24 protein-coding genes, 1 tRNA gene and 1 other RNA gene are annotated in these 24915 nt (G+C 71.9%); 5 read left to right on the forward strand and 21 right to left on the reverse strand.

Going from position 1 to position 24915, the window contains the following annotated elements:
- Positions 1-11: 11 nt before the first annotated feature.
- Entirely contained in the window at positions 12-1823 is a 1812-nt protein-coding gene (locus tag OG403_RS17720; RefSeq protein ID WP_329565498.1) for a S9 family peptidase, read from the forward strand.
- A gap of 17 nt (positions 1824-1840) precedes the next feature.
- On the opposite strand, the gene OG403_RS17725 is transcribed toward OG403_RS17720, so the two are convergent.
- The 6 genes from OG403_RS17725 to OG403_RS17750 form a co-directional block, all read right to left on the reverse strand.
- Positions 1841-2626, reverse strand: a complete 786-nt coding sequence (locus OG403_RS17725) for an SURF1 family protein (RefSeq protein WP_442910930.1) — start codon at positions 2624-2626, stop codon at positions 1841-1843.
- Between the two features lie 131 nt (positions 2627-2757).
- On the reverse strand, positions 2758-4047 hold the full coding sequence (locus tag OG403_RS17730; RefSeq protein WP_329565503.1) for a hypothetical protein: 1290 nt from the start codon (positions 4045-4047) through the stop codon (positions 2758-2760).
- Positions 4044-4562: a SigE family RNA polymerase sigma factor gene (locus OG403_RS17735; RefSeq protein ID WP_329565505.1), complete on the reverse strand. Its 519-nt coding sequence runs from the start codon at positions 4560-4562 to the stop codon at positions 4044-4046. Before OG403_RS17735 ends, OG403_RS17730 begins: the two co-directional genes overlap by 4 nt.
- A gap of 199 nt (positions 4563-4761) precedes the next feature.
- A complete protein-coding gene (locus tag OG403_RS17740) occupies positions 4762-5835 on the reverse strand; it encodes an aspartate-semialdehyde dehydrogenase (protein ID WP_329565507.1) in 1074 nt (357 codons plus the stop codon).
- Positions 5832-7112 carry an aspartate kinase gene (locus OG403_RS17745; protein ID WP_329565509.1) on the reverse strand — a complete coding sequence of 427 codons (1281 nt, stop codon included), beginning with the start codon at positions 7110-7112 and terminating at the stop codon, positions 5832-5834. Before OG403_RS17745 ends, OG403_RS17740 begins: the two co-directional genes overlap by 4 nt.
- A 305-nt stretch (positions 7113-7417) precedes the next feature.
- Positions 7418-8818 carry an MFS transporter gene (locus tag OG403_RS17750; protein ID WP_329565511.1) on the reverse strand — a complete coding sequence of 467 codons (1401 nt, stop codon included), beginning with the start codon at positions 8816-8818 and terminating at the stop codon, positions 7418-7420.
- Between the two features lie 169 nt (positions 8819-8987).
- Here OG403_RS17750 and OG403_RS17755 point away from each other — a divergent pair, with 169 nt between their 5' ends.
- Positions 8988-9518: a MarR family winged helix-turn-helix transcriptional regulator gene (locus OG403_RS17755; protein ID WP_329565513.1), complete on the forward strand. Its 531-nt coding sequence runs from the start codon at positions 8988-8990 to the stop codon at positions 9516-9518.
- Between the two features lie 116 nt (positions 9519-9634).
- Here the strand turns inward: OG403_RS17755 and OG403_RS17760 are convergent, their stop codons facing one another.
- The 5 genes from OG403_RS17760 to ffs form a co-directional block, all read right to left on the reverse strand.
- Positions 9635-10291, reverse strand: a complete 657-nt coding sequence (locus tag OG403_RS17760) for a DUF5063 domain-containing protein (protein ID WP_329565515.1) — start codon at positions 10289-10291, stop codon at positions 9635-9637.
- Positions 10284-10883 (reverse strand): recombination mediator RecR, encoded by a 600-nt coding sequence (gene recR, locus OG403_RS17765; protein ID WP_329565517.1) that lies wholly within the window; start codon positions 10881-10883, stop codon positions 10284-10286. The genes OG403_RS17760 and recR overlap by 8 nt, the downstream gene beginning before the upstream one ends.
- Before the next feature lie 246 nt (positions 10884-11129).
- A complete protein-coding gene (locus tag OG403_RS17770) occupies positions 11130-11474 on the reverse strand; it encodes a YbaB/EbfC family nucleoid-associated protein (protein WP_329565519.1) in 345 nt (114 codons plus the stop codon).
- 162 nt (positions 11475-11636) lie between these two features.
- Positions 11637-13880, reverse strand: coding sequence for a DNA polymerase III subunit gamma and tau (locus tag OG403_RS17775; RefSeq protein ID WP_329565521.1), 2244 nt, complete (start codon positions 13878-13880; stop codon positions 11637-11639).
- A 69-nt stretch (positions 13881-13949) separates the two neighbouring features.
- Positions 13950-14040, reverse strand: an RNA gene (gene ffs / locus OG403_RS17780) — signal recognition particle sRNA small type.
- 133 nt (positions 14041-14173) lie between these two features.
- Here ffs and OG403_RS17785 point away from each other — a divergent pair.
- Positions 14174-14258 (forward strand) — tRNA-Ser (locus OG403_RS17785).
- A 612-nt stretch (positions 14259-14870) separates the two neighbouring features.
- Here the strand turns inward: OG403_RS17785 and OG403_RS17790 are convergent.
- From OG403_RS17790 to OG403_RS17815, 6 genes are all read right to left on the reverse strand, one after another.
- Positions 14871-15986: a hypothetical protein gene (locus OG403_RS17790; protein WP_329565523.1), complete on the reverse strand. Its 1116-nt coding sequence runs from the start codon at positions 15984-15986 to the stop codon at positions 14871-14873.
- The gene (locus OG403_RS17795) at positions 15983-16291 is read right to left on the reverse strand and encodes a helix-turn-helix domain-containing protein (protein ID WP_329565526.1); all 309 of its coding nucleotides are present in this window, start codon (positions 16289-16291) and stop codon (positions 15983-15985) included. The genes OG403_RS17790 and OG403_RS17795 overlap by 4 nt, the downstream gene beginning before the upstream one ends.
- Positions 16288-17034, reverse strand: coding sequence for a hypothetical protein (locus tag OG403_RS17800; RefSeq protein WP_329565528.1), 747 nt, complete (start codon positions 17032-17034; stop codon positions 16288-16290). Before OG403_RS17800 ends, OG403_RS17795 begins: the two co-directional genes overlap by 4 nt.
- On the reverse strand, positions 17025-17321 hold the full coding sequence (locus OG403_RS17805) for a hypothetical protein (RefSeq protein ID WP_329565530.1): 297 nt from the start codon (positions 17319-17321) through the stop codon (positions 17025-17027). Before OG403_RS17805 ends, OG403_RS17800 begins: the two co-directional genes overlap by 10 nt.
- Positions 17318-18112 carry a hypothetical protein gene (locus OG403_RS17810; protein ID WP_329565532.1) on the reverse strand — a complete coding sequence of 265 codons (795 nt, stop codon included), beginning with the start codon at positions 18110-18112 and terminating at the stop codon, positions 17318-17320. The genes OG403_RS17805 and OG403_RS17810 overlap by 4 nt, the downstream gene beginning before the upstream one ends.
- A 115-nt stretch (positions 18113-18227) precedes the next feature.
- Positions 18228-18881, reverse strand: a complete 654-nt coding sequence (locus OG403_RS17815; RefSeq protein ID WP_329572349.1) for a Crp/Fnr family transcriptional regulator — start codon at positions 18879-18881, stop codon at positions 18228-18230.
- Positions 18882-19271: 390 nt separating this feature from the next.
- Here OG403_RS17815 and OG403_RS17820 point away from each other — a divergent pair, with 390 nt between their 5' ends.
- On the forward strand, positions 19272-20648 hold the full coding sequence (locus OG403_RS17820) for a hypothetical protein (RefSeq protein ID WP_329565533.1): 1377 nt from the start codon (positions 19272-19274) through the stop codon (positions 20646-20648).
- 395 nt (positions 20649-21043) lie between these two features.
- On the opposite strand, the gene OG403_RS17825 is transcribed toward OG403_RS17820, so the two are convergent.
- The 3 genes from OG403_RS17825 to OG403_RS17835 all read right to left on the reverse strand — a co-directional run bounded on the left by OG403_RS17825 (position 21044) and on the right by OG403_RS17835 (position 22562).
- Positions 21044-21193 (reverse strand): hypothetical protein, encoded by a 150-nt coding sequence (locus OG403_RS17825; protein WP_329565535.1) that lies wholly within the window; start codon positions 21191-21193, stop codon positions 21044-21046.
- A gap of 532 nt (positions 21194-21725) precedes the next feature.
- Complete coding sequence (locus tag OG403_RS17830; protein WP_329565537.1) at positions 21726-21854, reverse strand: hypothetical protein; 129 nt, start codon at positions 21852-21854, stop codon at positions 21726-21728.
- 75 nt (positions 21855-21929) lie between these two features.
- Positions 21930-22562: an NADPH-dependent FMN reductase gene (locus OG403_RS17835; RefSeq protein ID WP_329565539.1), complete on the reverse strand. Its 633-nt coding sequence runs from the start codon at positions 22560-22562 to the stop codon at positions 21930-21932.
- 113 nt (positions 22563-22675) lie between these two features.
- Between OG403_RS17835 and OG403_RS17840 the strand changes: the two genes are divergently transcribed.
- Positions 22676-23362 (forward strand): TetR/AcrR family transcriptional regulator, encoded by a 687-nt coding sequence (locus tag OG403_RS17840; RefSeq protein WP_329565541.1) that lies wholly within the window; start codon positions 22676-22678, stop codon positions 23360-23362.
- Between the two features lie 214 nt (positions 23363-23576).
- Here the strand turns inward: OG403_RS17840 and OG403_RS17845 are convergent, their stop codons facing one another.
- Positions 23577-24845 carry an alpha/beta fold hydrolase gene (locus tag OG403_RS17845; RefSeq protein WP_329565543.1) on the reverse strand — a complete coding sequence of 423 codons (1269 nt, stop codon included), beginning with the start codon at positions 24843-24845 and terminating at the stop codon, positions 23577-23579.
- Positions 24846-24915 lie beyond the last annotated feature (70 nt).

Below are 24915 nucleotides of genomic sequence, written 5' to 3' on the forward strand. Positions count from 1 at the left end.
GAGTGACTCGGATGAGTAGCGAGAAGAACGACGTGCCCGCCTGGGAGCAGCGCTTCCGGGCGGCACGGGTGTCACTTCCTGAATGGGCGGACGACGCCCCGGAGCGTTCGCTGTACGTCTCGAACGCGGCCGGCAGCTATGAGGTCTACGCCTGGGACCGGGCCGCCGGCACCCACCGGCAGGTCACCGACCGCCCCAGCGGCACCACCGACGCGGCCCTGTCCCCCGACGGTGCCTGGATCTGGTGGTTCGACGACACCGACGGCGACGAGTTCGGCAGCTGGCGGCGCCAGCCGTTCACCGGCGGGCCTGACGAGGTGGCCGTGCCCGGCCTGGCCCCGTCCTACGAGGCGGGCCTGGCGCTGGGCCGGGACGGCACCGTGGTGGTCGGCCGCTCCACCGACGAGGACGGCACCACGCTGCACCTGCTGCGCCCCGGCGCGGGCGAACCGGTGGAGATCTACCGGCACGCCGAGTACGGCGGGGTCGGCGACCTGTCCCACGACTCGGCGCTGCTGGCGATCGACCACACCGAGCACGGTGACGCGATGCACAGCGCGATCCGGGTACTGCGGACGTCGGACGGTGCGGACGTCGCCGAGCTGGACGAGGTGACCGGCCGCCCGGAGCCGCGCGGCCTGACCTGCCTGGGCTTCGCCCCGGTGGCCGGCGACAGCCGGCTGCTGGTCGCTCACCAGCGCCGCGGCCGCTGGGAGCCGCTGATCTGGGACCCGCTGACCGGCGCCGAGACCGAGTTGCTGCTGCGCACCGAGGACGGGCACCCGCTGCCCGGCGACGTCTCCGCGCAGTGGCGGCCGGACGGCCTGGCGCTGCTGGTGGAGCACGAGTTCGAGGCCCGCAGCGAGCTGTTCAGCTATCAGCTGGCGACCGGCGAGCTGACCCGGCTGCCGACCCCGCGCGGCACGGTGGCCGGTGCCGGCGCCCGCCCCGACGGCACCGTCGAGTTCCTCTGGTCCTCGGCCGCCGAGCCCTCGGTGGTCCGCTCCACCGCGGGCTCGGTGGTGCTGCGGGCGGCCGGCAGCGCGCCGCCGCGCTCGGTGCCGGTGGAGGACGTCTGGGTGGAGGGGCCCGGCGGACGGGTGCACGCGCTGGTCCAGCGCCCGGCCGGGCCCGGCCCGTACCCGACCGTCTTCGAGGTGCACGGCGGCCCGACCCACAACGACAGCGACTCCTTCGCCGCCGGGCCGGCCGCCTGGCTGGACCACGGCTTCGCGGTGGTGCGGGTCAACTACCGCGGCTCCACCGGCTACGGCCAGGCCTGGACGGACGCGCTGCGCGAGCGGGTCGGCCTGATCGAGCTGGAGGACATCGGCGCGGTGCGGGCCTGGGCGGTGGCCTCGGGGCTGGCCGACCCCGAGCGGCTGGTGCTCTCCGGCGGCTCCTGGGGCGGCTATCTGACCCTGCTCGGGCTCGGCACCCAGCCCGAGCACTGGTCGCTGGGTCTGGCCGCCGTCCCGGTCGCCGACTACTTCACCGCGTACGCGGACGAGATGGAGGCGCTCAAGTCGCTGGACCGCACGCTCTTCGGCGGCACCCCCGAGGAGGTGCCCGAACGCTACCGGGCCTCCTCGCCGCTCAGCTACGTGGAGCAGGTGCGGGTGCCGGTCTACATCAGCGCGGGACTGAACGACCCGCGCTGCCCGATCCAGCAGATCGAGAACTACGTGGCGCGGCTGTCGCAGCTCGGCATCCCGCACGAGGTGTACCGCTACGACGCCGGGCACGGCTCGCTGGTGGTGGAGGAGCGGATCAAGCAGCTGCGGCTGGAGCTGGACTTCGCCCGGCGGCACCTCAAGCCGTGAACCGCTGAGCGCGGGGGTCAGTCCAGGACCGGGAGCAACCCGAGTTCCCGGTCCTGGACGGCCTCCGCCTCGCGGCGGGCCAGCCGGAACCACATGAACGGGACGAAGCCCGCGAAGACGAACCACTCCAGGGTGTAACCGAGGTTCTGGAAGGCCCGCGCGTCCAGGCCGTTGCCGCCGTCGGGCTGGGTGGTCGGGACGCTGGTCAGGCCGGCCGGCACGCTGTCGGCGGCCACCCAGCCGTCGTACACCGGGTACGGCAGCAGGTTGACCAGGGTGGCCGGGCTGATCATGCCCAGCTGTCCGACCGGCAGACCGCCGTTGACCGCGCCGTTGGTGTCGGAGGTCTCCGACGCCTGCAGCCGGCCCACCACGGTGACCTCGCCGGCCGGCGGGGCGGGCAGCGCCGCGCCGGGCGAGCCCGGCAGCCAGCCGCGCACCACCGCCACCGCCCGGCCCGAGCCGGTGCGCAGCGGAGTGAGCACGTAGTAGCCCTGGCGACCGTCCACGGCGCGGTCGGGGACCACCAGCTGGTGGGCGGCGTCGTACTGCCCGGAGGCGGTCACCTCGCGGCCCAGGCTGTTGGTGCCGACCTGGGCGGTCGGGCCACCCAGCACCGTCTCCAGCGCCCCGGCCGGCTGCGGGGTCCCGCTCGGCGTCGCCGGGGCGGCGGTGTGCTGGCTGGAGACCCGGCCCTCGAAGCGGCTCAACTGCCAGGAGCCCAGCCAGAGGCAGACCGCGATGGCGAGGATCGCGAGCACGGTGCCGCCGAGCCAGCGCGCGGACAGGAGGAATCGGTACACAGTCATCACGGTAACCATCGATTCCGAACCGCCGAGCACGGCCCCCTGCCGAACCGCCCGCCGGTCTGCCTGTCGGCCCGCGTGTCGGGCCGCGTGCCGGGCCGCGTGCCGGGCCGCGGCAGGCGGGAGCGCTACCCGGTCGGCTGCGGGGCGGCGCGGTAGAGGGTGCCGCCGCCGCAGACGCCCGCGATGGTGGCGTCGGCCGCGTCCGGGGCGATGCCGAGCGGCTGGTAGCCGAGCGTCAGGGCGGCCGGGCCACCGGGCGTCGCGGAACCCGCGGTCACGGTCGGTGACGGGCTGGGCGTCGTCGCCACCGGGTCCGCCGCGCCGGCGGCCAGCGGGCTCTGAGCGCCCTGGGCCGCACCCTGGTCCGCCGCCGCGCCCGCCGGTGCGGCGCCCCCCGCCCCACCGCCCGGGGCCGGGGTCGGGCCGCCGGCCGTCGGGCCCGCGCCGCTGCTGGCCGCCGGGGCGGCGCTGCTCGTGCTCGGGCCGGCCGCCGGGCTCGCGCCGCTACCGCCGTTCGCCGCACCGTTCGCCGAGCAGGGCGCGTCCGGCGCGAAGGCGAACGGCAGCCGGTAGCCGGCCCCCGCCCCGAGCAGCAGCGAGCCGGTCGCGCCGGCCGGGTCCGGCAGGCGGGTGGCCGGGTCGCCCGCCGTGTGCGCGAGCACCCGTACCGTCCCGCCGCCGCTGCCGCCGATCACCGCGCTGACCGTTCCCGGATCGGTCAGCGCGCAGGGGTGCCCGGAGACGTTGGTCACCGTGAACGCGCCGTAGACCCACCCCGCCGCGTCAGGGGCGCCCAGCGTCACCTGGCCGCCGCCGAGGTCACCCCGCCCGCAGCCGGGCGTCAGGGAGGCCGTCGCGCTCACGCCGCCCACCGAGGTGCTGACCGGGCTGCTGTAGTCCTGGACCGACGCGCTGGGAGTGCCGCTGACCGACGCGCTGACGGTGCCGCCGGGGCTGCCGCCCGCCGTGCCGCCACTCGCGTCGGGCACCGGGAGCGGGACGACCGGCCGCGCGCCTCCCGGATGCGCCGTGGCGCTGGGCCGACCGCCGGCGGTGCTGCCTGGGGCGGCGGCCGGGGAGGCCGCCGAACCGTCCGAGAGCTGGAGGCCGCCCAGGCCGCGCAGGGTCGGTACGGCCGCCGCCGAGACCACCGCGATCAGCAGCGCGCCGGTCCACGCCTGCCGGTGCCGGGCCCGCCGGGCCGGAATCGCCCGCCGGATCCGGGGCAGCGCGTCGGCGTCGGGCTGCAGGCCGTCCACCGCGCGGTGCAGCAGCGCGCGCAGCGCCTGTTCCTCGCCCGAGCCCGGCTCCCACTCCCGCTCCCGACCCCCGAGTGAGAAGCCAGGAGCCGACACCCCGTCAACCGGCTCGACCGGCCCGTCCGATGCCCGGCGGCCGAACTGATCATCAGTCATGAACCGCTCTCCATCAGCACCCGCAGTGCCGCCAGTCCGCGCGAGCCGTACGCCTTCACCGCACCCACCGAGATCCCGAGCAGCTCGGCCACCTGAGCCTCCGTCATGTCGGCGTAGTACCGCAGCACCAGAACCTCGCGCTGGCGCCTCTGCAAACCTTGCAGGGCCGCCTTCAGCTGGTCGCGCTCGAGAGCATCGTAGGCGCCCTCTTCTGCACTGGCCATGTCAGGCATGGGCTTGGGCAGCAGCCGCAGGCCGAGCAGCCGGCGCCGCAGCGTGCTGCGCGAGAGGTTGACCACGGTCTGCCGCAGATAGGCGAGGATCTTCTCCGGCTCGCGCACCCGCCGCCTGGCGGAGTGCACCCGGATGAAGGCCTCCTGGACCACGTCCTCGCAGCTGGAGCGGTCGTCCAGCAGCAGCGCGGCCAGCCGCAGCAGAGCCGGGTAGTGGGCCTGATAGGTGGTCGTGAGCAGGTCGACGCTGGCGCCGGCCGTGTCGGTGGCGGCCGTGGTCATCTCCGACTCAACCAGTTGCCGCACGGCGCCCCGCGGCACCCGTACGGTCGGTGCCGCTGCTAGCACTGCCAGGTCTGTCACACCCGTTGGACACTCGATCCCCCCTCAGGGTTGCCCCGTCCGGCGGACATTCTTCCGTAAACACGTCGGCCCCCTCCACCGGGAAGGGGGCTTGGGTGTCCGTCAGATCGCGGCGGCCTCAGTCGGTCAGCTCGCCCGCCACCAGTTCGGCGATCTGAGCGGTGTTCAGCGCCGCGCCCTTGCGCAGGTTGTCGCCGCAGAGGAAGAGGTCCAGCGCCGTCGGGTCGTCGATCGAGCGGCGCACCCGGCCGACCCAGGTGGGGTCGGTGCCGACCACGTCGTTCGGGGTCGGGAACTCGCCGGCCGCCGGGTTGTCGTACAGCACCACCCCGGGGGCCTGCGCCAGGATCTCCTGCGCCCGCGCCTGCGTCACCTCGCGTTCGAAGACCGCGTGCACCGCCAGCGAGTGGGTGGTGATCACCGGGATCCGCACGCAGGTCGCCGCCACCCGCAGGTGCGGCAGCCCGAGGATCTTGCGGCTCTCGTTGCGGACCTTGAGCTCCTCGGAGGACCAGCCGTCCTCCTTCAGCGAGCCCGCCCACGGCACCGCGTTCAGCACCAGCGGCACCGCGAACGGACCGCTGTCACCGATCAGCGCGCGCAGGTCGCCCGGCTGCTCGCCGGCCGCCGTCCCGGCCACCTTCACGGTCTGCTCGCGCAGCGTGTCGATCCCGGCCTGGCCGGCCCCGGAGGCCGCCTGGTAGGAGGCGACCACCAGCTCGCTCAGGCCGAACTCCGAGTGCAGCGCGCCGATCGCCACGATCATCGAGAGCGTCGTGCAGTTGGGGTTGGCGATGATCCCGCGCGGCCGGATCCGGGCCGCCGCCGCGTTGACCTCGGGGACGACCAGCGGCACGTCCTCGTCCAGCCGGAAGGCGCCGGAGTTGTCGACCACCACCGCGCCCTTGGCCGCCGCGATCGGCGCCCACTGCGCGGAGACCTCGTCGGGCACGTCGAACATCGCGACGTCGATGCCCTCGAAGGCCTCCTCGCTGAGCGCGACGACCTCGACCTGCTCGCCGCGCACGCTCAGCCGGCGGCCGGCCGAGCGCGCGGAGGCGATCAGCCGGATCTCGCCCCAGATGTCCGCTCTGGCGGAGAGGATGCCGAGCAGCACCGTGCCGACCGCGCCGGTGGCACCGACCACCGCGAGGTTGGGCCTGCCCTGGCGGTCCGCTCCGCCGCCGGTCATCGTCCGGTCCCGCCGTAGACGACCGCCTCGTCGCTCTCGCTGTCCAGACCGAAGGCGCTGTGCACGGCGCGCACCGCCTCGGGAACGTCATCAGCCCGGGTGACCACCGAGATCCGGATCTCCGAGGTGGAGATCAGCTCGATGTTGACGCCGGCCTCGGAGAGCGCCTCGAAGAAGGTCGCCGTGACCCCCGGGTTGGACCGCATGCCGGCGCCGACCAGCGAGATCTTGCCGATCGCGTCGTCGTAGCGCAGCGACTCGTAGCCGATGCCCTCCTTGACCCGGCCGAGCGCGTCGATGGCCTTCTGGCCCTCGGTCTTGGGCAGGGTGAAGGAGATGTCGGTCAGACCGGTGGACGCGGCGGAGACGTTCTGCACCACCATGTCGATGTTGACCTCGGCGTCCGCGATGGCGCGGAAGATCCGGGCCGCCTCACCCGGCTTGTCCGGCACCCCGACGACCGTCACCTTGGCCTCGGACGTGTCGTGGGCGACTCCGGAGATGATGGCCTGCTCCATCTCGCCCCCTTCGGGCTTGTTCGGGTTGGTGTTGCTGACGATGGTCCCCGGCAAACCGGAGAAGGACGATCGTACGTGGATCGGGATGTTGTAGCGCCGCGCGTACTCCACGCAGCGGTCGAGCAGCACCTTGGAACCGGAGGACGCCAGCTCCAGCATGTCCTCGTAGGCGATCCAGTCGATCTTGCGGGCCTTCTTCACCACCCGCGGGTCGGCGGTGAAGACGCCGTCCACGTCGGTGTAGATCTCGCAGATCTGTGCCTTGAGCGCGGCGGCCAGCGCGACCGCGGTCGTGTCGGAGCCACCGCGACCCAGGGTAGTGATGTCCTTGCTCACCTGGGAGACACCCTGGAAGCCGGCCACGATCGCGATGTTGCCCTCGTCCAGGGCGGAGCGGATCCGGCCCGGCGTGACGTCGATGATGCGGGCCTTGTTGTGGACCTGGTCGGTGATCACCCCGGCCTGGCTGCCGGTGAAGGACTGGGCCTCGTGTCCCAGCGCCCTGATCGCCATCGCCAGCAGGGCCATGGAGATCCGCTCACCGGCGGTCAGCAGCATGTCGAACTCGCGACCGGCCGGAATGGGGGATACCTGCTCGGCGAGTTCGATCAGCTCGTCCGTCGTGTCGCCCATCGCGGACACCACGACGACGACCTCATGGCCGGCCTTCTTGGTGTCGACGATTCGACGGGCCACGCGCTTGATGCCCTCGGCATCCGCAACGGATGAGCCGCCGTACTTCTGCACGACAAGGCCCACGTGCGCTCCTCGACTAAGTCGTCTTCGGGGGGTGGTGCCCAGCGCGGGGTGGCGCCGTCCGGTCCCCCCAGACCCCCTGGACGGGGGTACTGCGGTCGCCGGTCAGTCTACCGAGCAGGGGCCAGGCGTCAGCCACCTTCCATATGCTGATACTCACGTTTCACCTGGTGAACGCCGGTGGAGCGGGTCGACCGGCGAGTCTGCGGGCGGGAGGCGGCGGGGTCGAAAGAATTCGCGGAGGGCGGCGGTGCCGGCTCGGAATTTGCCGGAGAGATTTTTCTGTGAATTCTGCGGAACGCGGTGCCTCAGACGGGCAGCCGGGGCGCCGCGTCGGTGGTCAGTGCGCTGGTGGTCGGCACGCTGGTGGTCGGCACGCTGGTGATCGGCACGCTGGTGGTCGGCACGCTGGTGATCGCCGCACTGCCGGGGGTGCCGACCGCGACCGGTGCGGTGCGCGCCACCTGGGTCGCCGGCGCCGGCCGGTCCACCTCGGCCGGCAGCCGCCGCCCCAGCCGGAGCAGCATCCCCCCGCCCGCCAGCGCCGCGACCGCGACAAGCAGCCAGGGCAGCCGGGCATCGACCGCCAGCAGCAGGGTGAAGAGCGAAGGCGCCACCGTCTTCGCCAGCGACCAGGAGAGCTGGTAGGTCGCCTGGTACCGCCCGCGCAGCGCCGGCGGAGCCGCACTGGTGGCCAGCGCGGAGGCGGACGGGTTGTGCACCAGCTCGCCCATCGTGGCCACCACCACCAGGATCAGCAGCCCGCCCAGCACCACCGGCAGCAGGTGCGGTCGCACCGTGCCCAGCACGACCTGCCCGACCGCGCTCGCCGCGAACAGCCCCGCGCCGACAGCCGCCGTGCGGGTCCGGCTGCCGAAGCGCCGGGCCAACCGCGCCACCGGGACGCCGGCGAGCGCGCAGAGCACCGTGTTCACCACGAAGGCCACCCCGACCAGGGACTGCGGGGCGCCCAGGCAGCTGACCGCGAAGACCGGCAGCAGCACCGAGAGCGCCGAGTAGCCGACCGCGATCAGGAAGTTCGCGCTGGTCAGGCCCAGATAACGACGGTCGGCCAGCACGGCCCGGTAGCCGCAGTCAGCGCCCGCCCCGTTCGCCGCGGCCCGCCGCCGCAGCGCGCTGCCGAAGCCCTGGACCACCGCCGGCACCCGCCGCGCCAGCAGCGCGGCGGCGAAGAAGCTGGCCGAGTTCAGCCAGGCTGCCGCGGTGAAGCCGCGGTCGCCCAGCACCCCGATGATCAGCGAGGCGAGCAGCGTCCCGGCGCCCAGCCCGGCATTGGAGAGACTGCGCGCGATGGCCTGCAGCCGCTCCACGTCCGCCCCGCGCGCCAGCTCGCCGATCCGGGCCTGCTGGGCCACCGGGAAGCCGCGGTCGCCGATCGAGGTGAGCAGCGCCACCGCCGCGAAGGCGGGCAACGACCCCGCGAACGGGTAAGCCGCGAAGCCCAGCCCCCGCACCACGTACAGCCCCAACTGCAGGCGCCGGGCCCCGAACCGGTCGACCGCGGTGCCGACCAGCGGCAGCGCCGCCATCGCCACGAACCCGGTCACCGTCAGCACGGCGCCGATCAGCGGCAGCGGCAGGCCGGTGACATGCCGGAAGAAGACCAGGCTGAACGGCACGTACATGCCGGAGCCGACCGAGTCGATCGCCATACCGGCCAGCAGGGCGCGCTCACCCGGGACCCGCACGGGCTTGGCGGCTGCTTCGGCTCCTTCGACTGCTTCGGCTGCTCGCCTGATCGGGAACACGTGGCACCTCCGGGGCAGTGACAGGGAAGCTCATGAGTAAGTCAGTGAGCAAAAAGTAACTTAGCAGCAAGCTACTTAGTCGCAACCCTTTTCATGGCAGACTGGTCCCATGGAGCAGCAGGAGTCGGAGTCAGTGCCGGAGTCGGAGTCGGTGCCGGACGCCGTGGACGCGATCATCGAGCAGTGGGGGGCGGTCCGCCCCGATCTGGAGACCGACGCGATGGAGGTGTTCGCCCGGATCTACCGGCTGGCCCGGGCGATGGGGGACCGGATCGAGAAGATCTACCAGCAGTGGGGCATCGGCCGCGGCGAGTTCGACGTGCTCGCCACCCTGCGCCGGGCCCCCGCCCCGCACGTGCTCTCGCCCCGCGAGCTGACCGCCACGCTGCTGCTCACCACCGGCGGCATGACCGGCCGGCTGGACAAGCTGGAGCGGGCCGGCCTCGTCACGCGGTCACCCGACCCGGCGGACCGGCGCGGTCTGCAGATCACGCTCACCGAGCAGGGCCGGACCATCATCGACGAGGCGGTGACCGCCGGGCTGGCCGAGCAGCAGCGGGCCCTGGCCGGGGCCGGGTTCACCGGGGAACAGGCGCGGCAGCTCAACGAGTTGCTGCGCGGCCTGCTCGCCGCCCTCTGAGCCCGACCGGCGCGGGACGAGGCGCCGAGGCGCCGAGGCGACGGGGCGACGGGGCGACGGGGCGACGAGGGGACGGGACGGGGGACGGCTTGGGGAGGCCGGCGGGAGCCGTCCGGTCAGATCCCGAGCTCGGCCGCCATCAGGTCGCCCGCCTGCTGCTCCAGCTGCTCGTCCGTCAGTCCGTCGTCATCCGTGTCGGCCCCGTCCGGCACCGCGCCGATCGGGCTGTCCAGCCGCACGTGCGCGATCAGCGACTGCAGCGCCCGCAGCACGGCCGTGCAGGTCGAGCCCCAGGTCGACAGGTAGGAGAACTGCCACCACCAGAGCGCCTCGCTGACCCGGCCCTCGTCGTAGTGGGTCAGCCCGTGCCGCAGGTCGCTGACCACGCCCGCCAGGTCGTCCGAGATCCGGAAGGCGTTCGGCATCGTCGGCGCCCCGTACGGGTCGAAGACCTCGTGGTAGACGTCGATCGGCGCGAGCAGTTCGGCGAGGTGCTCGCGCAGCTCGACGCCGTCCGGCTCCGGACCGGCGTCCGGCTCGAAGCGGTCCTCCGGCAGCACGTCCTCGATCGCGCCGAGCCGACCGCCGGCCAGCAGCAGCTGCGAGACCTCGAGGAGCAGCAGCGACACGGCGCTGCCCGGCTCGTCGCCCTTGGCGATCTCGGTCACCGAGAGCACGAAACTCTTGATCGAGTCCGCGATCTGCACCGAGAAGCCGTCGGGTTCGGCCATGTGAACCGTGTGCACCGCCTGGTGCGTGCTGTTGTCAGACATCGAGCAGTCGTCTCCCTTCGAAGGCCCGGCCGAGGGTGACCTCGTCGGCATACTCCAAGTCCCCGCCGACGGGCAGCCCGCTCGCCAGCCGGGTCACCTTCAGGCCCATCGGCTTGCAGAGCCGGGCCAGGTAGGTGGCGGTCGCCTCCCCCTCCAGGTTGGGGTCTGTGGCCAGGATCAGCTCGCCGACAGTGCCGTCGGCCAGCCGGGCCAGCAGCTCCCGGATCCGCAGATCGTCCGGGCCGACGCCCTCGATCGGGCTGATCGCCCCGCCCAGCACGTGGTAGCGCCCGCGGAACTCGCGGGTGCGCTCGATCGCCACCACGTCCTTGGACTCCTCGACCACGCAGATCACCGTGAGGTCGCGGCGCGGGTCCAGGCAGACCCGGCACCGCTCGGCCTCGGCGACATTGCCGCAGACCGCGCAGAACCGAACCTTCTCCTTGACCTCCAGCAGCGCGTGAGCCAGCCGGCGCACGTCCACCGGGTCGGACTGCAGGATGTGGAAGGCGATCCGCTGCGCGCTCTTGGGCCCGACGCCGGGCAGCCTGCCCAGTTCGTCGATCAGGTCCTGAACCACGCCCTCGTACACCGCTCTGCCTTTCCACTGGTCAGACGACCCGACCGTACCGCTGTACCGCCGGTGCCATCATCCAACGAACCGGGCGCCGGACACACCGTCCGACGCCCGAAAGTCGACTCTGATCGAACTGTTCCACCAGCTGACCCCGAGCTGTCACGACTCCCGACACAGAAGCACCACACCGCTGTCGGTGTTGCCGTCCGAGCAGCGGCGGGGCCGGCCCGGCCTGGTTCGGGGGCGGGGGTCAGGTCAGGGTCAGAACGGCAGGCCGGGGATGCCGCCGCCCATGCCACCCAGGCCCTGGGTCAGCGGGCCCATCCGGTCCGCCTGCAGCTTCTGCGCGGCCGCATTGGCATCGCGCACCGCCGCGAGCACCAGGTCGGCCAGCGTCTCGGTGTCCTCCGGGTCGACCGCCGCCGGGGCGATGGTCAGCGCCACCAGCTCGCCGCTGCCGGTCACCGTCGCCTCGACCAGGCCACCGCCCGCCGAACCGGTCAGCTTCGTCTCGGCCAGCTCCTGCTGGGCCTTGGCGAGGTCCTGCTGCATCTTCTGCGCCTGCTTGAGCAGCTGCTGCATGTTGGGCTGGCCGCCAGGAAACACGGTTCACTCCTGCCTGAGTACAAGTAAGTAGGTGGTACAGCGGGTCCTGGACGGTGCCACACCGGGTCGCCCCCGGGCCATCCCCATGTCATCCGTCGGACCTCGTCGAGTCGAGCCTACGCGCTCGGCGCCACCCGACGGCCCGGCCGGAGCAGGGACCGCTCAGCCACCGTGCTGGATCTCCTCCAGCACGGTCGCGCCCAGTTCGCGCATGATCAACTCCTGCCCCGAGACGCTCTCCCCCGGCACGCCGGCCACGGCCACGTCATCGGCCGAGACCTCTTCGTCCTCCGGCCTGACGGGCTGCGACGAGCTCTGAGCCGGTGCCTGGCTCTGGGCTTGGGTCTGGGCCTGCGGCGGTCGCGCCTGCTGGAACTGCTGGGACGGTGGTGCGGTGACCGGCGCCGTCGACTGCGCCGACTGGACCGGGCCGGACGGGACCGAACCCGGCGCGGGCGCCACCGCCTGGCCGGGCGGCGGACCACCGAAGCCACCGACCGCCGTGGCCGTCGCCGCCGGTGCCGCCGGGCGCTGGGCCTGCGGGGCAGCGCCCCAGCCACCGCCACCACTGCCGGCCCCGGCGCCGGACTGCGGGGTCTGGGTGCCGCCGGACGGATCGACGATGCACTCGACCCGCCAGTCGACCCCGAGCGCGTCGGCCAGGGCCTGGCGGAGCACATCGTCGCTGTTGCTGCTGACGAAGCTGTCGCGGGCGCCGGCGTTGATGAACGAGACCTGCAGCGTGCTGCCGTCGAAGCCGGCCACCTGGCCGTTCTGGCTGAGCAGGATCCAGGTGAACCGGCGCCGGTTCTTCACCGCCTCCAGCACCTGCGGCCACATCTGGCGAACCTGCGCAGCCCCTTGCTGCTGCTGCGCCGAGGGACCCGACTGCTGCGGCATCGGCTGCTGCACCTGTGGCTGCGGCATCGGCTGCGCCGGCTGAGGCTGCGCGACTGGCGCCGGGGCCGGCGTCGCCGCCACGGGGGCGGGCTGCTGCACGGGGGCCGCCGCGGCCTCGCCGGGGGCGGGGAAGCTGCGCGGGATCGGCCAGGCTCCGGGGGCGGGGGCGGGGGCGGACGGCTCGGGGGCGGCGGCCGGTGCGGGCTGCTGAACCGGAGCCGGCGGGGTCGGTGCCATCGGCGGCTGCGCGGTCGGCATCACCTGCGCCACCGGAGCCGCGACCGGGGCCGGGGCCATTGGGACCGGGGCCATTGGGACCGGCCCAGGGACCGCCCCGGCGCCCAGCATCGGTCCGCGCCGCTCCAGCTTGTCCAGCCGTGCCATCAGCGACAGCTCGTCCGAGTAGGCACCGGGCAGCATCACCCGGGCGCAGATCAGCTCCAGCTGCAGCCGCGGCGCGGCATTGCCGCGCATCTCGGTCAGCCCGGTGTTGACGATGTCGGCGGCCCGGCTCAGCTCCGCCGCCCCGAACCGGTCGGCCTGTGCCTGCATCACCGCGATCCGGTCGGCGGGAGCATCGATCAGCCCCTTCTCACCGGCCTCCGGCACAGTGGCCAGGATCACCAGGTCCCGCAGCCGCTCCAGCAGGTCGGTCACGAACCGCCGCGGATCGTGCCCGCCCTCGACCACCCGGTCGATCACCTGGAAGACCGTCGCCCCGTCCTGCGCGGCGAACGCGTCCACCACCTCGTCCAGCAGCGCGGAGTCCGTGTACCCGAGCAATGCGGTGGCCATCCGGTAGGTGACGCCGCCCTCGGCCGCCCCCGCGAGCAGCTGGTCCATCACCGACATCGAGTCACGCACCGACCCGGCCCCGGCCCGCACCACCAGCGGGAAGACCGAGTCCTCGACCTGGATCCCCTCCCGGCCGCACACCTCGGCCAGGTAGTCCCGCAGCGTCCCCGGCGGCACCAGCCGGAACGGGTAGTGGTGCGTCCGGGACCGGATCGTCCCGATCACCTTCTCCGGCTCCGTGGTCGCGAAGATGAACTTGAGGTGCTCCGGCGGCTCCTCCACCACCTTGAGCAGCGCGTTGAAGCCGGCCGAGGTCACCATGTGCGCCTCGTCCAGGATGAAGATCTTGTACCTGCTGTGCACCGGCGCGAAGAACGCCCGCTCCCGCAGCTCACGCGCGTCGTCCACACCACCGTGCGAAGCGGCGTCGATCTCGATCACATCGATCGACCCAGGCCCGCCCGTCGCCAGATCGCGGCAGGACTGGCACTCCCCGCACGGCGTCGGCGTCGGCCCCTGCTCGCAGTTCAGACAGCGCGCCAGGATCCGCGCACTCGTCGTCTTCCCACAGCCGCGCGGGCCGCTGAAGAGGTACGCGTGGTTGACCCTGTTGTTGCGCAGGGCCTGCTGGAGCGGAGCGGTCACGTGCTCCTGCCCGATGACCTCGGCGAAAGTCTCGGGGCGATAGCGGCGGTACAGGGCTAGGGACACGCCACCGACGATATCGGGACGCGCGGACAAACGCGTCGCCCCTCGTCCCCCGCTGCCCGCCAGGAACGCAAAGACCCCTCGTGCACCCGCCAGAGCCCTCTTACCCTTGCTGCCTTCCGGCCCTGGGGGGGTTCAGAGAGATAACGCCACACGAGGGGCTGGCACTAGAGTACCGGATCCCGACCCCCACTCCGTCCCCCTCCCCCACTCTCCGATCCGCAGGCGACCCCCCGCCATCCACCTGCGAGATAGCGGTTCGCGAGCACCCCTGAACATGGGCTAAGCTCTCCCACGGAGGATTCGCCTAGAGGCCTAGGGCGCACGCTTGGAAAGCGTGTTGGGGGCAACCCCTCACGAGTTCGAATCTCGTATCCTCCGCCGGCCGAAGGCCCGGACCGCACAGCGGTCCGGGCCTTCGTCGTTCCTCGGAACTGCCTCAGGCTCGCATGAGGCGGCAACTCCCGGGCGCGGCCCCGGCGCAAATGCCCCGCCGGGGCCGCGCGCGACCGGCGGCCGGAGGGCCCGGCGAAGCTCCCGCCGGGCAGGCACTTCCTCGACAGCCCTCTCCAGAACCGCGCACACTCGGCCCAGCAGCAGACCCAGGACGATGGTGGCCCCAAGGGCTACCCCGCGCCCATCAGCCACGAGTCTCCACATAGCTGGCCTCGTCAGCGCCCGGTCTGTACCGCATCCACGTGAATATCCTCCGACTGCGCCTCGCCGGAGGCTGCATCTAAAGAGCCGCAATATGGACTGGTGTTCGATGAAGAGGGTCGCCAGCCCCTGCCAATCCGTCAGACAGCCACGAGCCGAACGCGATCATCTGGCTTCCTGTGCCGCCCTGTTCAGCCGAATGGCGGCGGTTACCCGGGCGGGCGAGGACTTCCACTAGTGAGCCGATAGCACGGCTCACCCGGCCGGCTGGTGTGCGGCGCGGGAAGCCCAGGCGGGTGGCCCTGGCAACTGTCGCCGGAGCCACCCGCCGCGCGGTCAGATCAGCGCGCGGGCCCGGCGCTCCCAATCCGCGATCCGGGTCATCACGCCACTGACCTGCTTGACCGCGGCCGTGAGGTCCCGGCCGGGCACTCGCAGCTCCCGGCTCATCTTCACCAGCCACCGCATGCCGACCTCGACCTCGCCGAGCACGCCCACCACCTCATGGGTGGACTCGGCGATACTGATCATCTGTTCCAGGAAGCCGGTCGGCGAACCGTCACGCTGCTCGGGCGGCATCGCCGCGATGACGTCAAAAGCCGTCTGGACCGCCGCGTCCATCTCCACCATCTGCCCGGCGAAACGGGTGCACGCCTCCCGGAGACCGGAGGCCGGCTCGGCCATCGCCTTCGCCAACTCGGTCATCGCCGGCAGCCAAGCACTCATCGGCGCCCCGGGCTGGGAGGCCCGCTCCATCACGGGACCGATCTGCAGTCCGACTTCGGCGATCACCGTCATGAACCCGGCGATCGCCTCCGAGGTCTCGCCCATCGCCTCCATCTGCTCCTCCACTCGAGCAAAGCGGTCGATCAGCCCGGGGGCCTCCGGGTCGTCCGGCTCCGCCTCGAGCACAGTCGGCGACGGCGCCACCGCTGGGAGCCCGAACAGAATCCGGGCCGGGGTCAGCGGCTCGAACCCGTTGTGCAGGGCACCCTCCAGCGCGCTCTCCAGGTCCCGCCGCGCCCTGACCAGCCCGCTCCGGCTGCGCTTGAACATGATCGTCCGGATCAGCGAGAGGTCGAACGGCAGCTGCCCGTGCTCGCCGATGTGGATGATGGGCTTGCCGGTCAGGTGCCGGATCCCGATCTCATAGGTGACATTGGCATTGCCCCCGGTGAGGTCGGCGATCACGATGTCGTCCTGCAGCACGTGGCGGCAGATCTGCTCGGTGATCTCGCCCGAGTCGGCGATCCCGTCCGCCCGGATAGGGACGATGCCGTGCCTGGCGCAGGCGGGCAGGATCACCTTCTCGTAGATCTCCAGGTTCTCCTCGAACGCTTGGAGCTCCTGACTCCCGTCCGGGGCGTGCTCGTTGCCGATGGGCGCGATGACGAAACAAGTCGTCATCGGCACCTCCTCGGGCTCCGGACCTGCGACGGCCACGATGCTCATGTGTAGTCCTCCGTTTCGGACTCCGTTGCACGATCGCGCCGTTCCGCGAAGTCGGCACCGGCTCGCAGATCGGCCGGGTAGACGGGACGCTCCTCGATCCCGAGCGCTCGAAGCAGTCCGGCGGTGGGGATCCGGTACTGCCACCCGAGGCGCAGGACCGAGCAGGGGAAAGAACCCTGGTGGATGAGCTTGTAGGCGGTGGCGGGGCAGAGCCCGAGCGCGCGGGCTGCGGTGCGCAGGTCGACGGCCAGCGGCAGGTCGAACGCCTCGCCGAACGACATCCAGGTGCCGGAGCGTGGGGTCATCGCCGCCCTCCGGTCTGACGCAGCGACAGGGTGCCGATCCGGCTACCCTCGCTCGGACGTCGCGCCCGGTGCACGATCTCCCCGAGGCCCAAGTACCCGGCCAGTTCGCCCAGTCGGAAGCTCTCCAGCCGCTCGGGTGAGACGCTGAACCGCACCGTCGCCGACAGACCGTCAGGCCGGGCAGGCGGCGCCACGCGCAGCTCCCAGCCATCCTGCCAGTCGCTGACCGGTGACTCCGCGGGCGCCTCCACGGCGAGGTGGGCGGCGGCCAGCGCCGCGACATCCGCCACCGGTCGCTCCCGGATGCGGGCCCGGGCGAACGCCCAGACCTGGTTGATGGCGGGGCGCAGCAGTGCGCGGCCGGCTTCCTTGGTCTGCTGGTTCACGTCCGTGAGTGCTGCCAACAGGGCGAGCAGTGCCTCGGATTCGAGCTCCCGCCGGTCGATCGGCCACCGGATCGCGACCCGGTAGACGGTTCGCCGCATCGCGGGCAGGGCCAGCCAGAGCGCCAGCAGTCGGTCGGGTCCGGCCGCGCCGGTGTCGCGCTGCGCCGCGCCGACGGCCTCGCGCCAGATCTCCTCGCGGAGCTGCGGGTCCGCCGCCCTGCCGTACAGCGCCCGCCGGGCCGCCAGGGCGGAGAGCCGGGCCGGGCCGTCGGCCGTGGTGACCGGGAAGGGCAGGTCGGCGGGCCGGAACCGGTGCTCCAGCACGTCGAACACCCGGTTGTAGGGGATCAGTCCCATGGTGCACCTCCCGAGTCGTCGGTGTCGTCACGCAGGTCGTCCACGATGCGCGAGCAGGCCCGGATGATCCGGTGCAACTGCTCGCGCAGCGTCTCGTAGGGGACCGGCGAGAAGCCGGCCGTGCGCCGCCGCGCGCTCGCGGCGGAGTGGTGGTCGCAGGCGGCGGCGTAGTAGTGCACGTCGCCGGTCCGGCCCTGGACGGAGAGGCCCCGGGCGCCCTGCTGGCGGTTGCCGCCCGCCGCGTTCCCGCAGGAGGTGCAGCCTCCGGCGGGCGGGTCGTCGTTCATCGGCCTGCCCCGCCGGGCACCGCCCCGTGGATGATGGGCCCGTGGATCACAGCCGCCTGGATGCCGGTGCCGTGGACGCCGTGCTGCACGAAGCTCGGCTGCTCCCGCTCCGCCACTCGCGCCGGGGACCGCGGCCCGTCATCCGGCGCACCCGGCCAGGGCTCCCGCCCGTCCTGCGGGTCCACACCGGGTAACCGGACCCAGCCGTACCCGGCGAACCCCTTCTGCTGCACGTGAATGCGGCGGTACTGCTCCGGGTCGAGTCCGTAGAACCGCGAGCGCACCACGTCCTGGTAGAGCCGGTCGGAGACCACCACGGCCAAGCTCGCCGAGCCGGCAGCCGCCAGGGCCTGCTTCACCTCGGGTGCGTTCAGGTAGCGGGCCACCGCGATCGGGGCGGGGCCCGCGAAGCCCAGGGCGGCCGTGGCGACCACGCCGGTGTCGATGGCCAACCGCAAGCGCATCCGCTCGGCGGGCCGGCGGGTGGCGTTGTAGCCGGCGAGCTCGGCCGCCAGGTGCGTGACGTACTCGCCCAGCACCAGTTGATCGGGAGTGCCGGGCGGGAGAACCGCGAACTCCAGGTCGCCCTGCGGCTGGGTGGACCACTTGCCGTGGTCCAGCCCGCTGCGTTCGGCTGCCGTCCGCAGCACCCGGGCGAGTTGGGCCTGCGCGGCCCGCTGGTCCGGGGTGTCGAAGCGGCTGTACTGCTCGATGTCCGCCGCCAGGCAGAGGCGGCTGGTGACGTCCGGCCGGGGCTTGTCCCAGGGCCGGACGGTCGGGTGCGACGTCATGTGAACCATCACCTGCTCGATGAGAGTGGACAGTTGCTTGCGTTGCACGCCCACTGTGCGACCGGTGGACCGGAAACTCCGCACAGGCCGCAGAAATGCGGGTTCCTAGGTCCTGTCAACGGCCGATCATCGGCAGGAGTCCGATCGCCCGGAGGCGGTCCAGCTTGATCACCACCATCCGGCGGCCGCCGGTGCCGACGATCCCCTCGTCGCGAAAACCCGCCAGCGCCCCCTGTACCGCCCTCTGCTTCGCTCCGATGAGCGCGGCGAGTTCGATCTGTGTGAGGTCGAGGCAGATCATGGTGTGCGAGTGGATGCGTCGGCCGTAGTTCTCGGCCAGTTCAGCGAGCGCACGGGCCAGCCGCACTCGAACGGGGAACTCACCGAACGCGATGCGCCAGGAATTCGCCATACGCAGGCGGCGGTTGCTGAGCCGCACGATCTGAATGGCGGCCTCGGGACACTTGTCGAGGAAGCTCCGCATCGCTCGGCCCTGGACGACGTGCGCGTCGACGTCGTCGCACGCCGTCACCGTGGCCGACCTGGGCACGTCGTCGAGCACGGCCATCTCCCCGACCACGTCTCCGCCGACCCGGATGGCGATCAGGGCTTCATGCCCGTTGCCGAGCGTGCCAGTGACCTTCACGCAGCCGGTCTTCAGGAGCACCAGGTGATCGCCCGCCTCCCCTTCCACCAGGATCTTCTTCCCGGGCGGATACTGCTTCGGGGAACCGATACTCAGCAGTTCCTCCCGGACCGGCCGTGACAGGCTTCCGAGGAAGCGGGCAGGCCGCCGCTCGCCGGTGCCACCCGTGCCACCCGTGCTGTCCCCTGGGTCGCGCGCTCCATATCCCACCTCTTGGTCGAACCCGAGTGCCTTCCCCGTCAGGGAATCAGACCCGGATTCGGGTGGAAAGAGCGTACGAGGAGTATCCGGTGTGGTGCGTATGCATGGGGAGCGCGTCGGCACTGTCGCAGGTGGAATGCCCGAGCCGCCGCCTGTCATTGGGACTGGGACTGCACATGGTCCGTGATCTTCAACCGCTGCTCGCCGGGCGTTTCAGACCGTACAAGTTCGACACTGTCTTTGGCCTGAACCGGCCTCCTTCCGAATAGGCCCTCTTGTCGTTGCTGGTGGCGATTCCTACCGTCCAATGTCATGGACTCCACTGCCTTCGAAGTCATCGAACGTCTCAGCGAGCCTCTGGCCGTGCAGGTGAACTCCTCGTCCGCGCTCGTTGAGGGAATGGGCAAGGCAGCTGCCGCCATCGATCGCGAACGGGCGAAGAAGGGGATCAAGAAGGACGTCCACGGCCCCCGCAAGCCGGGCCTCGACCAAGTCGCCCCTGCCGAGCGGGTCCCGCTGCAGATAACTCCGTGGGACGTGCTGGCGACGTTCTCACGCGCTACGACCCTGGCGCGCCAGGGACGCGGAAGGGGGCTGGCCGAGCACTGGCAGGGACTGAAGTACTGCCGTGCCTTCGCCGGAGACCGGCACGGAAACCTGTGCCTCACGAATGAGGGGAAGGCGCCCGAGCTCTCCTATCGGGCCATGCAGGCACGGGAGCTGGGACGGGCCTTCGGGCTCGCGGTCGCCGAGCGGGTGATCCGCGAGCGGTTTCCGGATCACTTGGTCAGCATCATCGACGCGGAGATCGCCCTGCTTCCCGGCTTCGCCCGGACCAAGCCGGCGGGGACTCTGGGTGCGAGGCCGCGGCCGGACTTCCTACTGGAGGCGTGGCGGCCCGGCGAAGGATCACGGATCTTCGTAGTGACTGTGAACGGCAACCACCAGGCGGTGACGGCGAAGACATCCGCGAGCTCCCGCACGACGTACAAGCAACTGGCTCGGAGCGGTGAGCGGGTGGAGCGCTTCCACCTCGGCCGGTGGGACGAAACCCCAGCGCTCCTGACGTCGACCGAGTTCCTGGCCGCGGCCGGAGTCACCGTCCACGTGCTGCAGGCCGGGGGAGGCGTCGTGCTCCCTGCACGGCCGGCATCCGGTGCCGGCACTGCTGACGTGGCCATCGGCCGCCGAGCTCTGCCGTACGTGAACTCCGTGACTGTCCCGACGAAGCGCGGAGCCGCCCAGCACAATGCCTTCTGTGTCCCCGAGAAGGAACTCGCCTGGTTCGGTCGGGTGGTCGCCCGGGCCCACGCCGCCGGCCAGCTCTCACTGGCCGGCGGCGGAGGGACGGTGGGCCGCTACCTGATAGCAGAGCAGGGAGGCAAGCACTTCAGCGAGACGGCCTTCGCCGGCACGGCAAGCGTCCATGATGCCGAAGCCACCTTCGCGGACGGGCGGTATGTCGGTACCGACCAGGTCTTCCGCATCAACGGCCGTCGCGTCGAAGCCTTCTCCGGCATGGCCACGGATCTGTACGACCTTCTTGTGGTCGGCAAGGTTGAGGAGTACCGCCGACAGGCATACGAACGTCGCATGGACTGGCCCACGCCGGACGACGTCAGTGATTGGGGTGCGACCTCCTTCCGGTCGGACGGAACTGTCCTCGCGATACGCCTGGTGCGGGAATAGGCCAGCACTGAATCGAGACCAGCGGGGGCGGGGTCCGAAAGAACCCCCGCTGGGAGTCCGCGTGTCTGGAGCCTGCATGCGGGGCGGAGCGCAATCGGCCCCAGCACGGCGAGGCGGAGCGCAGCAGGCGCGGCTTTGGTGGATCGGCCTGCGGCCGATGGTCTCAGTTCTGGTCTCATTCAGGCCCCGTCCGCCGGGGTTCAGGCAGTGTGCCGAGACTTCCTCCGCCGCAGGTCAGGACAACGGCGAACCTGTCTGCACAGTGACGAGGAGAATTGGAAAGCGTGTCGGGGGCGCCCCTCACGAGTTCGAATCTCGTACCCTCCGCCGGCAGATGGCCCGCCGTCCCGTCCCGGCATCGCGCTGTCCGGGACCGCTCGCCGTAGAGATGTCGATCACGCCGCGTCGAATCCCTCCGTCCACACGGAGCGGAGCGGGCCGACGATGTCGGCGGCCTGGCGAGGACCCGCCGCGGCGATCTGCATCGTCGCACCGACGGTGAGCTCGACCGGCGCGCCCAGCGCTCCCGCCGCCGTCGCACTCATGCCCCGGACCTGCCGCAAGCACGGCTCACGGGCCGTCAGCGCGCGCCACACGAAGGCGGCGACGAGTACGGCACCGGCGAGAGTGGGGACGAGCGCGCCAGGCGAGGCGAAGTCACCGCGCTCTCCACCCCGAGCCGACCCCGAACAGCAACAGTGCGAAGCCCGGCGAGAGCGTCAGCAGGCCCGGGACGTTCAGCTTGGGCGCGGATGAGGTGCTGAACGGCGCGGCGGGCGTAGCAGCTTCGCGGCGGGCGCCGGCGCTGCCGCGCCCACGAGCAGGCTGACGGAGAAGATCCGGTACCAGGACACGGTGTCGATCAGCCAGCCGCCCAGGATCGGCCCGGCGGCCGGTCCGACGGGACGGGAAGCCCGAGCCGTGCACGGTCTGCGGCGCGCATCACCATCGCCGTACCGACGTGCATGAGCAGCCCGCCGCCGAGCCCCCGCACCACGCGGAACGCGATCAGGCTGCCCGCGCCCACGCGCACGCGGCGAGCAGCAACCCGGGCGTGAACAGCGCGAGGGCGGTCAGCTAGGCGCGCTTGGCGCCGATCCGTCCCATCGCCCACCCTGCGGTCGGGATGATGTCGAGTACCGACATCACGGAGCCGATGATCATGACGGCGATCGCGCGGTTGAGCACCGTGGGCACCGTGGGCACGGTCCGGTGCTCCTCCGCCGATGACCCGACCGGCTGCTGCTGCGGCCCTGTGTCGCGGCCGGCTCCGCGCCCCCGTCAGCCCTCGTAGGGATGGGTTGCGCGAGCCGCCCGCAGCGCCCGCCCCCACCAGTTCAGCTGGCCGAGCATGCCCTTGGCCGCGCCCTCGCACACGGCCGTGTCGCGCGGCGCACCGTTCTCCGCGAGGCCCGACCACGGCCCGTGCAGGCTGACGGAGTCGCGCACCGTCATGGCGTGCAGCTCGGCGAAGACCAGCCGGAGCTGCTCGACGGCGCGCAAGCCCCCGCCGAGCCCGCCGTAGGAGACGAAGCCGACCGGCTTGGCGTGCCACTGCCCGTGGTGCCAGTCAATGAGGTTCTTCAGTGCGGCCGGGAAGCTGTGGTTGTACTCGGGAGTGACGATGACGAAGGCATCGGCGGCGGCCAGCCGCGGTGTGACGTCTGCCAGTGCGGCTACGGCCTCCGGGCTCGGGGTGCCGCCCCAGCCGGGCATGACGAGCGGCAGTTGGACGTCCACGAGGTCGATGACGTCCAGTTCCAACCCGGTGTGGCCCGCCGCGGTGCCGAGGAACCAGTCGGTGACGGCGCGGCCCGCGCGGCCCTCGCGAACGCTGCCGACGATGACGGCGACGCGCAGCGGCGCGTCCTCGTGAGCGGCGGTGGCCGTGGGCGCGACTTCGGTGGCAGGCATGGCGATGTCCCCTCCTTGAGCGGGTCGGCCGCCCGCTGCGACTCCCGCTCCGGTAAAGTACAACGTGCGTTGTCAAAAGTGCAACGGTCGTTGTAGATCGCGAGGAGGCGAGTGTGGGCAGCGGCAACGATGCCTGGATGGAGAGGGCGCGGCACGAAGTCCCGCCCCGGAGACTGGAGAAGCAGCTCGCCATCGCGAGCGCGTCCTGCACGGTCTTCGGCCGTGAGGGCTACACGCGCGCCTCGGTCGATGCGCTCGCCGCCGCGGCCGGCGTCTCGACGCGCACGCTCTACAACCACTTCCCTGGCGGCAAGGCGGAGCTCTTCCGCACCGTCGTCAGCTGGACGTCGGGCGAGGTGCGGGACGCCCAACTCGCCCGAATGCAAGCCCTGCTGGACCCGGAACGCCCGCCGCACCCGGACGACCTGGAGCGCGACCTCGTCGCCCTGACCCGCGCGTTCGTCGGCTTGATCGCCGACTACCCGGCCCACTTCGCACTCGTCCGCCACATCCACGCCGAGGCCGACCATGTGCCGCCCGAGGTGCTGCAGGCGTGGAAGGACGCCGGACCGGCCCCGATCGGCCGCGCGCTCGCCGACGTGATGGCAGGCCTCGCCGCTGCAGGCCTGATCGATGTGCACGGCGACGCAGCCATGGCGAGTGCTCACTTCATGACACTGACCTCACACTTGATCGTCCAGCTCTCCCACTACGGCGTCCTCCCGCTGTCGAAGGAGGAGACCAACCGCTTGATCACCGGCGGCGTTGCGGCGTTCCTACGGGCGTACCGCGCCGGGTGATCCAGCGGCACCGCTCTCGTCGGTGGTCGCGGAAGGGGCTCTGCCGGAACGATCGGCTTCCGGGGTCACCACCGCGGTGCGTCGATGTCGTGCACCCCAGGGTCGGGACGTGCTGGTAGCGCCTCGACATCACGGCCGAGGTCCGCACTCTCGGCCCTACGGGAGCAGGACCCGGCCGCGCACCGGCGGCTGGAACGCGCGCCGCGGGTCCTCGTCACCTGTGGTCGCGGAGGAACGCGGCGATGTCACTGCGGGTCGGGTAGTTCGGCAGCGGCGCCGGCTCGTCCTGGAGGAACGCGGTGATCGCGGCGACGGCCCGTTGGTCGTTGTCGTCGAGGCCGTTCCACATGTGGTGTCCGACTGCGGGCATGTACTGCGTGCGCTGGATGGCGGGATCGTCGGCGAGGATGGTGGTCTCCCACGTCCGGACCTGGGAGGAGCACTCGGCGATCATCAGCATCGCGGGCGTCCGGGAAAGCCTCAACTGCGGGGCGATGGAGGGTGATTCCTTGATCGTCTGCTGGACGCGGAGGCTGGCGGCGGCGCTGAAGGAGAAGTTCTGCGTGGTGTCCTCGACGGGAATGCGGTGCGCGTCCTTCGCGCAGTAGCCGGATGCGGTGTCGCTGCCGAGATCGGCGGCGGTGAACGCGTTGTCACCCTCGGCCTGACCCACCAGCCCACTGTCGGGGTCGAGGAGCCCGAGCCGCATGAGACCGAACGCGACGGCGTAGCGCGGGACGTGCGTCGAGCGCGGTCCGGTCATGGCCGGTGCGATGTCGCGCGCGGACGGCCGGCCCTCGTTGCCGGTGAGACGCGAGGTGGGGCCGTCCATCGGGCCGGGCTCGGCGATGACCGCCCGATGGAGGTGCGCGGCTGTGTCCGGATCGGCCAGGGCCCGGGTGAGCACGACCGCGCCCGAGGAGAATCCCAGGACGTCGACACTGCCCTTGCCCAGCCGGTCGATGAAAGCGCCGAGGTCGCGGACCTCCCTGGAGATCGTGTACTGGTCCATGGGAAGCAGATCGCTCCGTCCGCCGCCGGCCTGCTCGTAGGCGTAGACGTCGTAGCCCTGGCGCGCCAGGAGTTGCAGGAACTGATGGTCGAGCAGCGAAATGCCGCGCACGGGGCCGCCGTTGAGGTACACGAGCGGAACGGGGTGCGGGGTGCTGCCGCTGGCGGGCGGGTAGTGGTACACCGCGACCCGGCTGCCCGTGGCCAGGCTCCAGTACTGCGTGGCCACGAACGGCAGGGCTGGTGGATACCTCCTCGCGGTGGGCACCGTCGGGATGCAGACCGACGCCGTCAACGCCGCCGCGATGGCCACCGGCACTAACGGCACGAGCCGCTCCCGCCAGGCACGTCGCCGGCCCCGCCACAGTGCGGCGGTGATCGCGACCCCGACGGTCGCCGCCCACGCGGCGAAGCCCGAGCCCGCCCCCTTCGTGAGGACGATCAGCGCGAGGAAGAAGACGATCAGGGCCACGACGGCGGCCGCAGCCGGCAGCAGGCGACCGGCGAAGCGGGCAGCACGTATGACGGACGGTGGCATGGCA

This window comes from Kitasatospora sp. NBC_01266, from assembly GCF_036242395.1.
In the GTDB taxonomy this organism is placed as follows: domain Bacteria; phylum Actinomycetota; class Actinomycetes; order Streptomycetales; family Streptomycetaceae; genus Kitasatospora.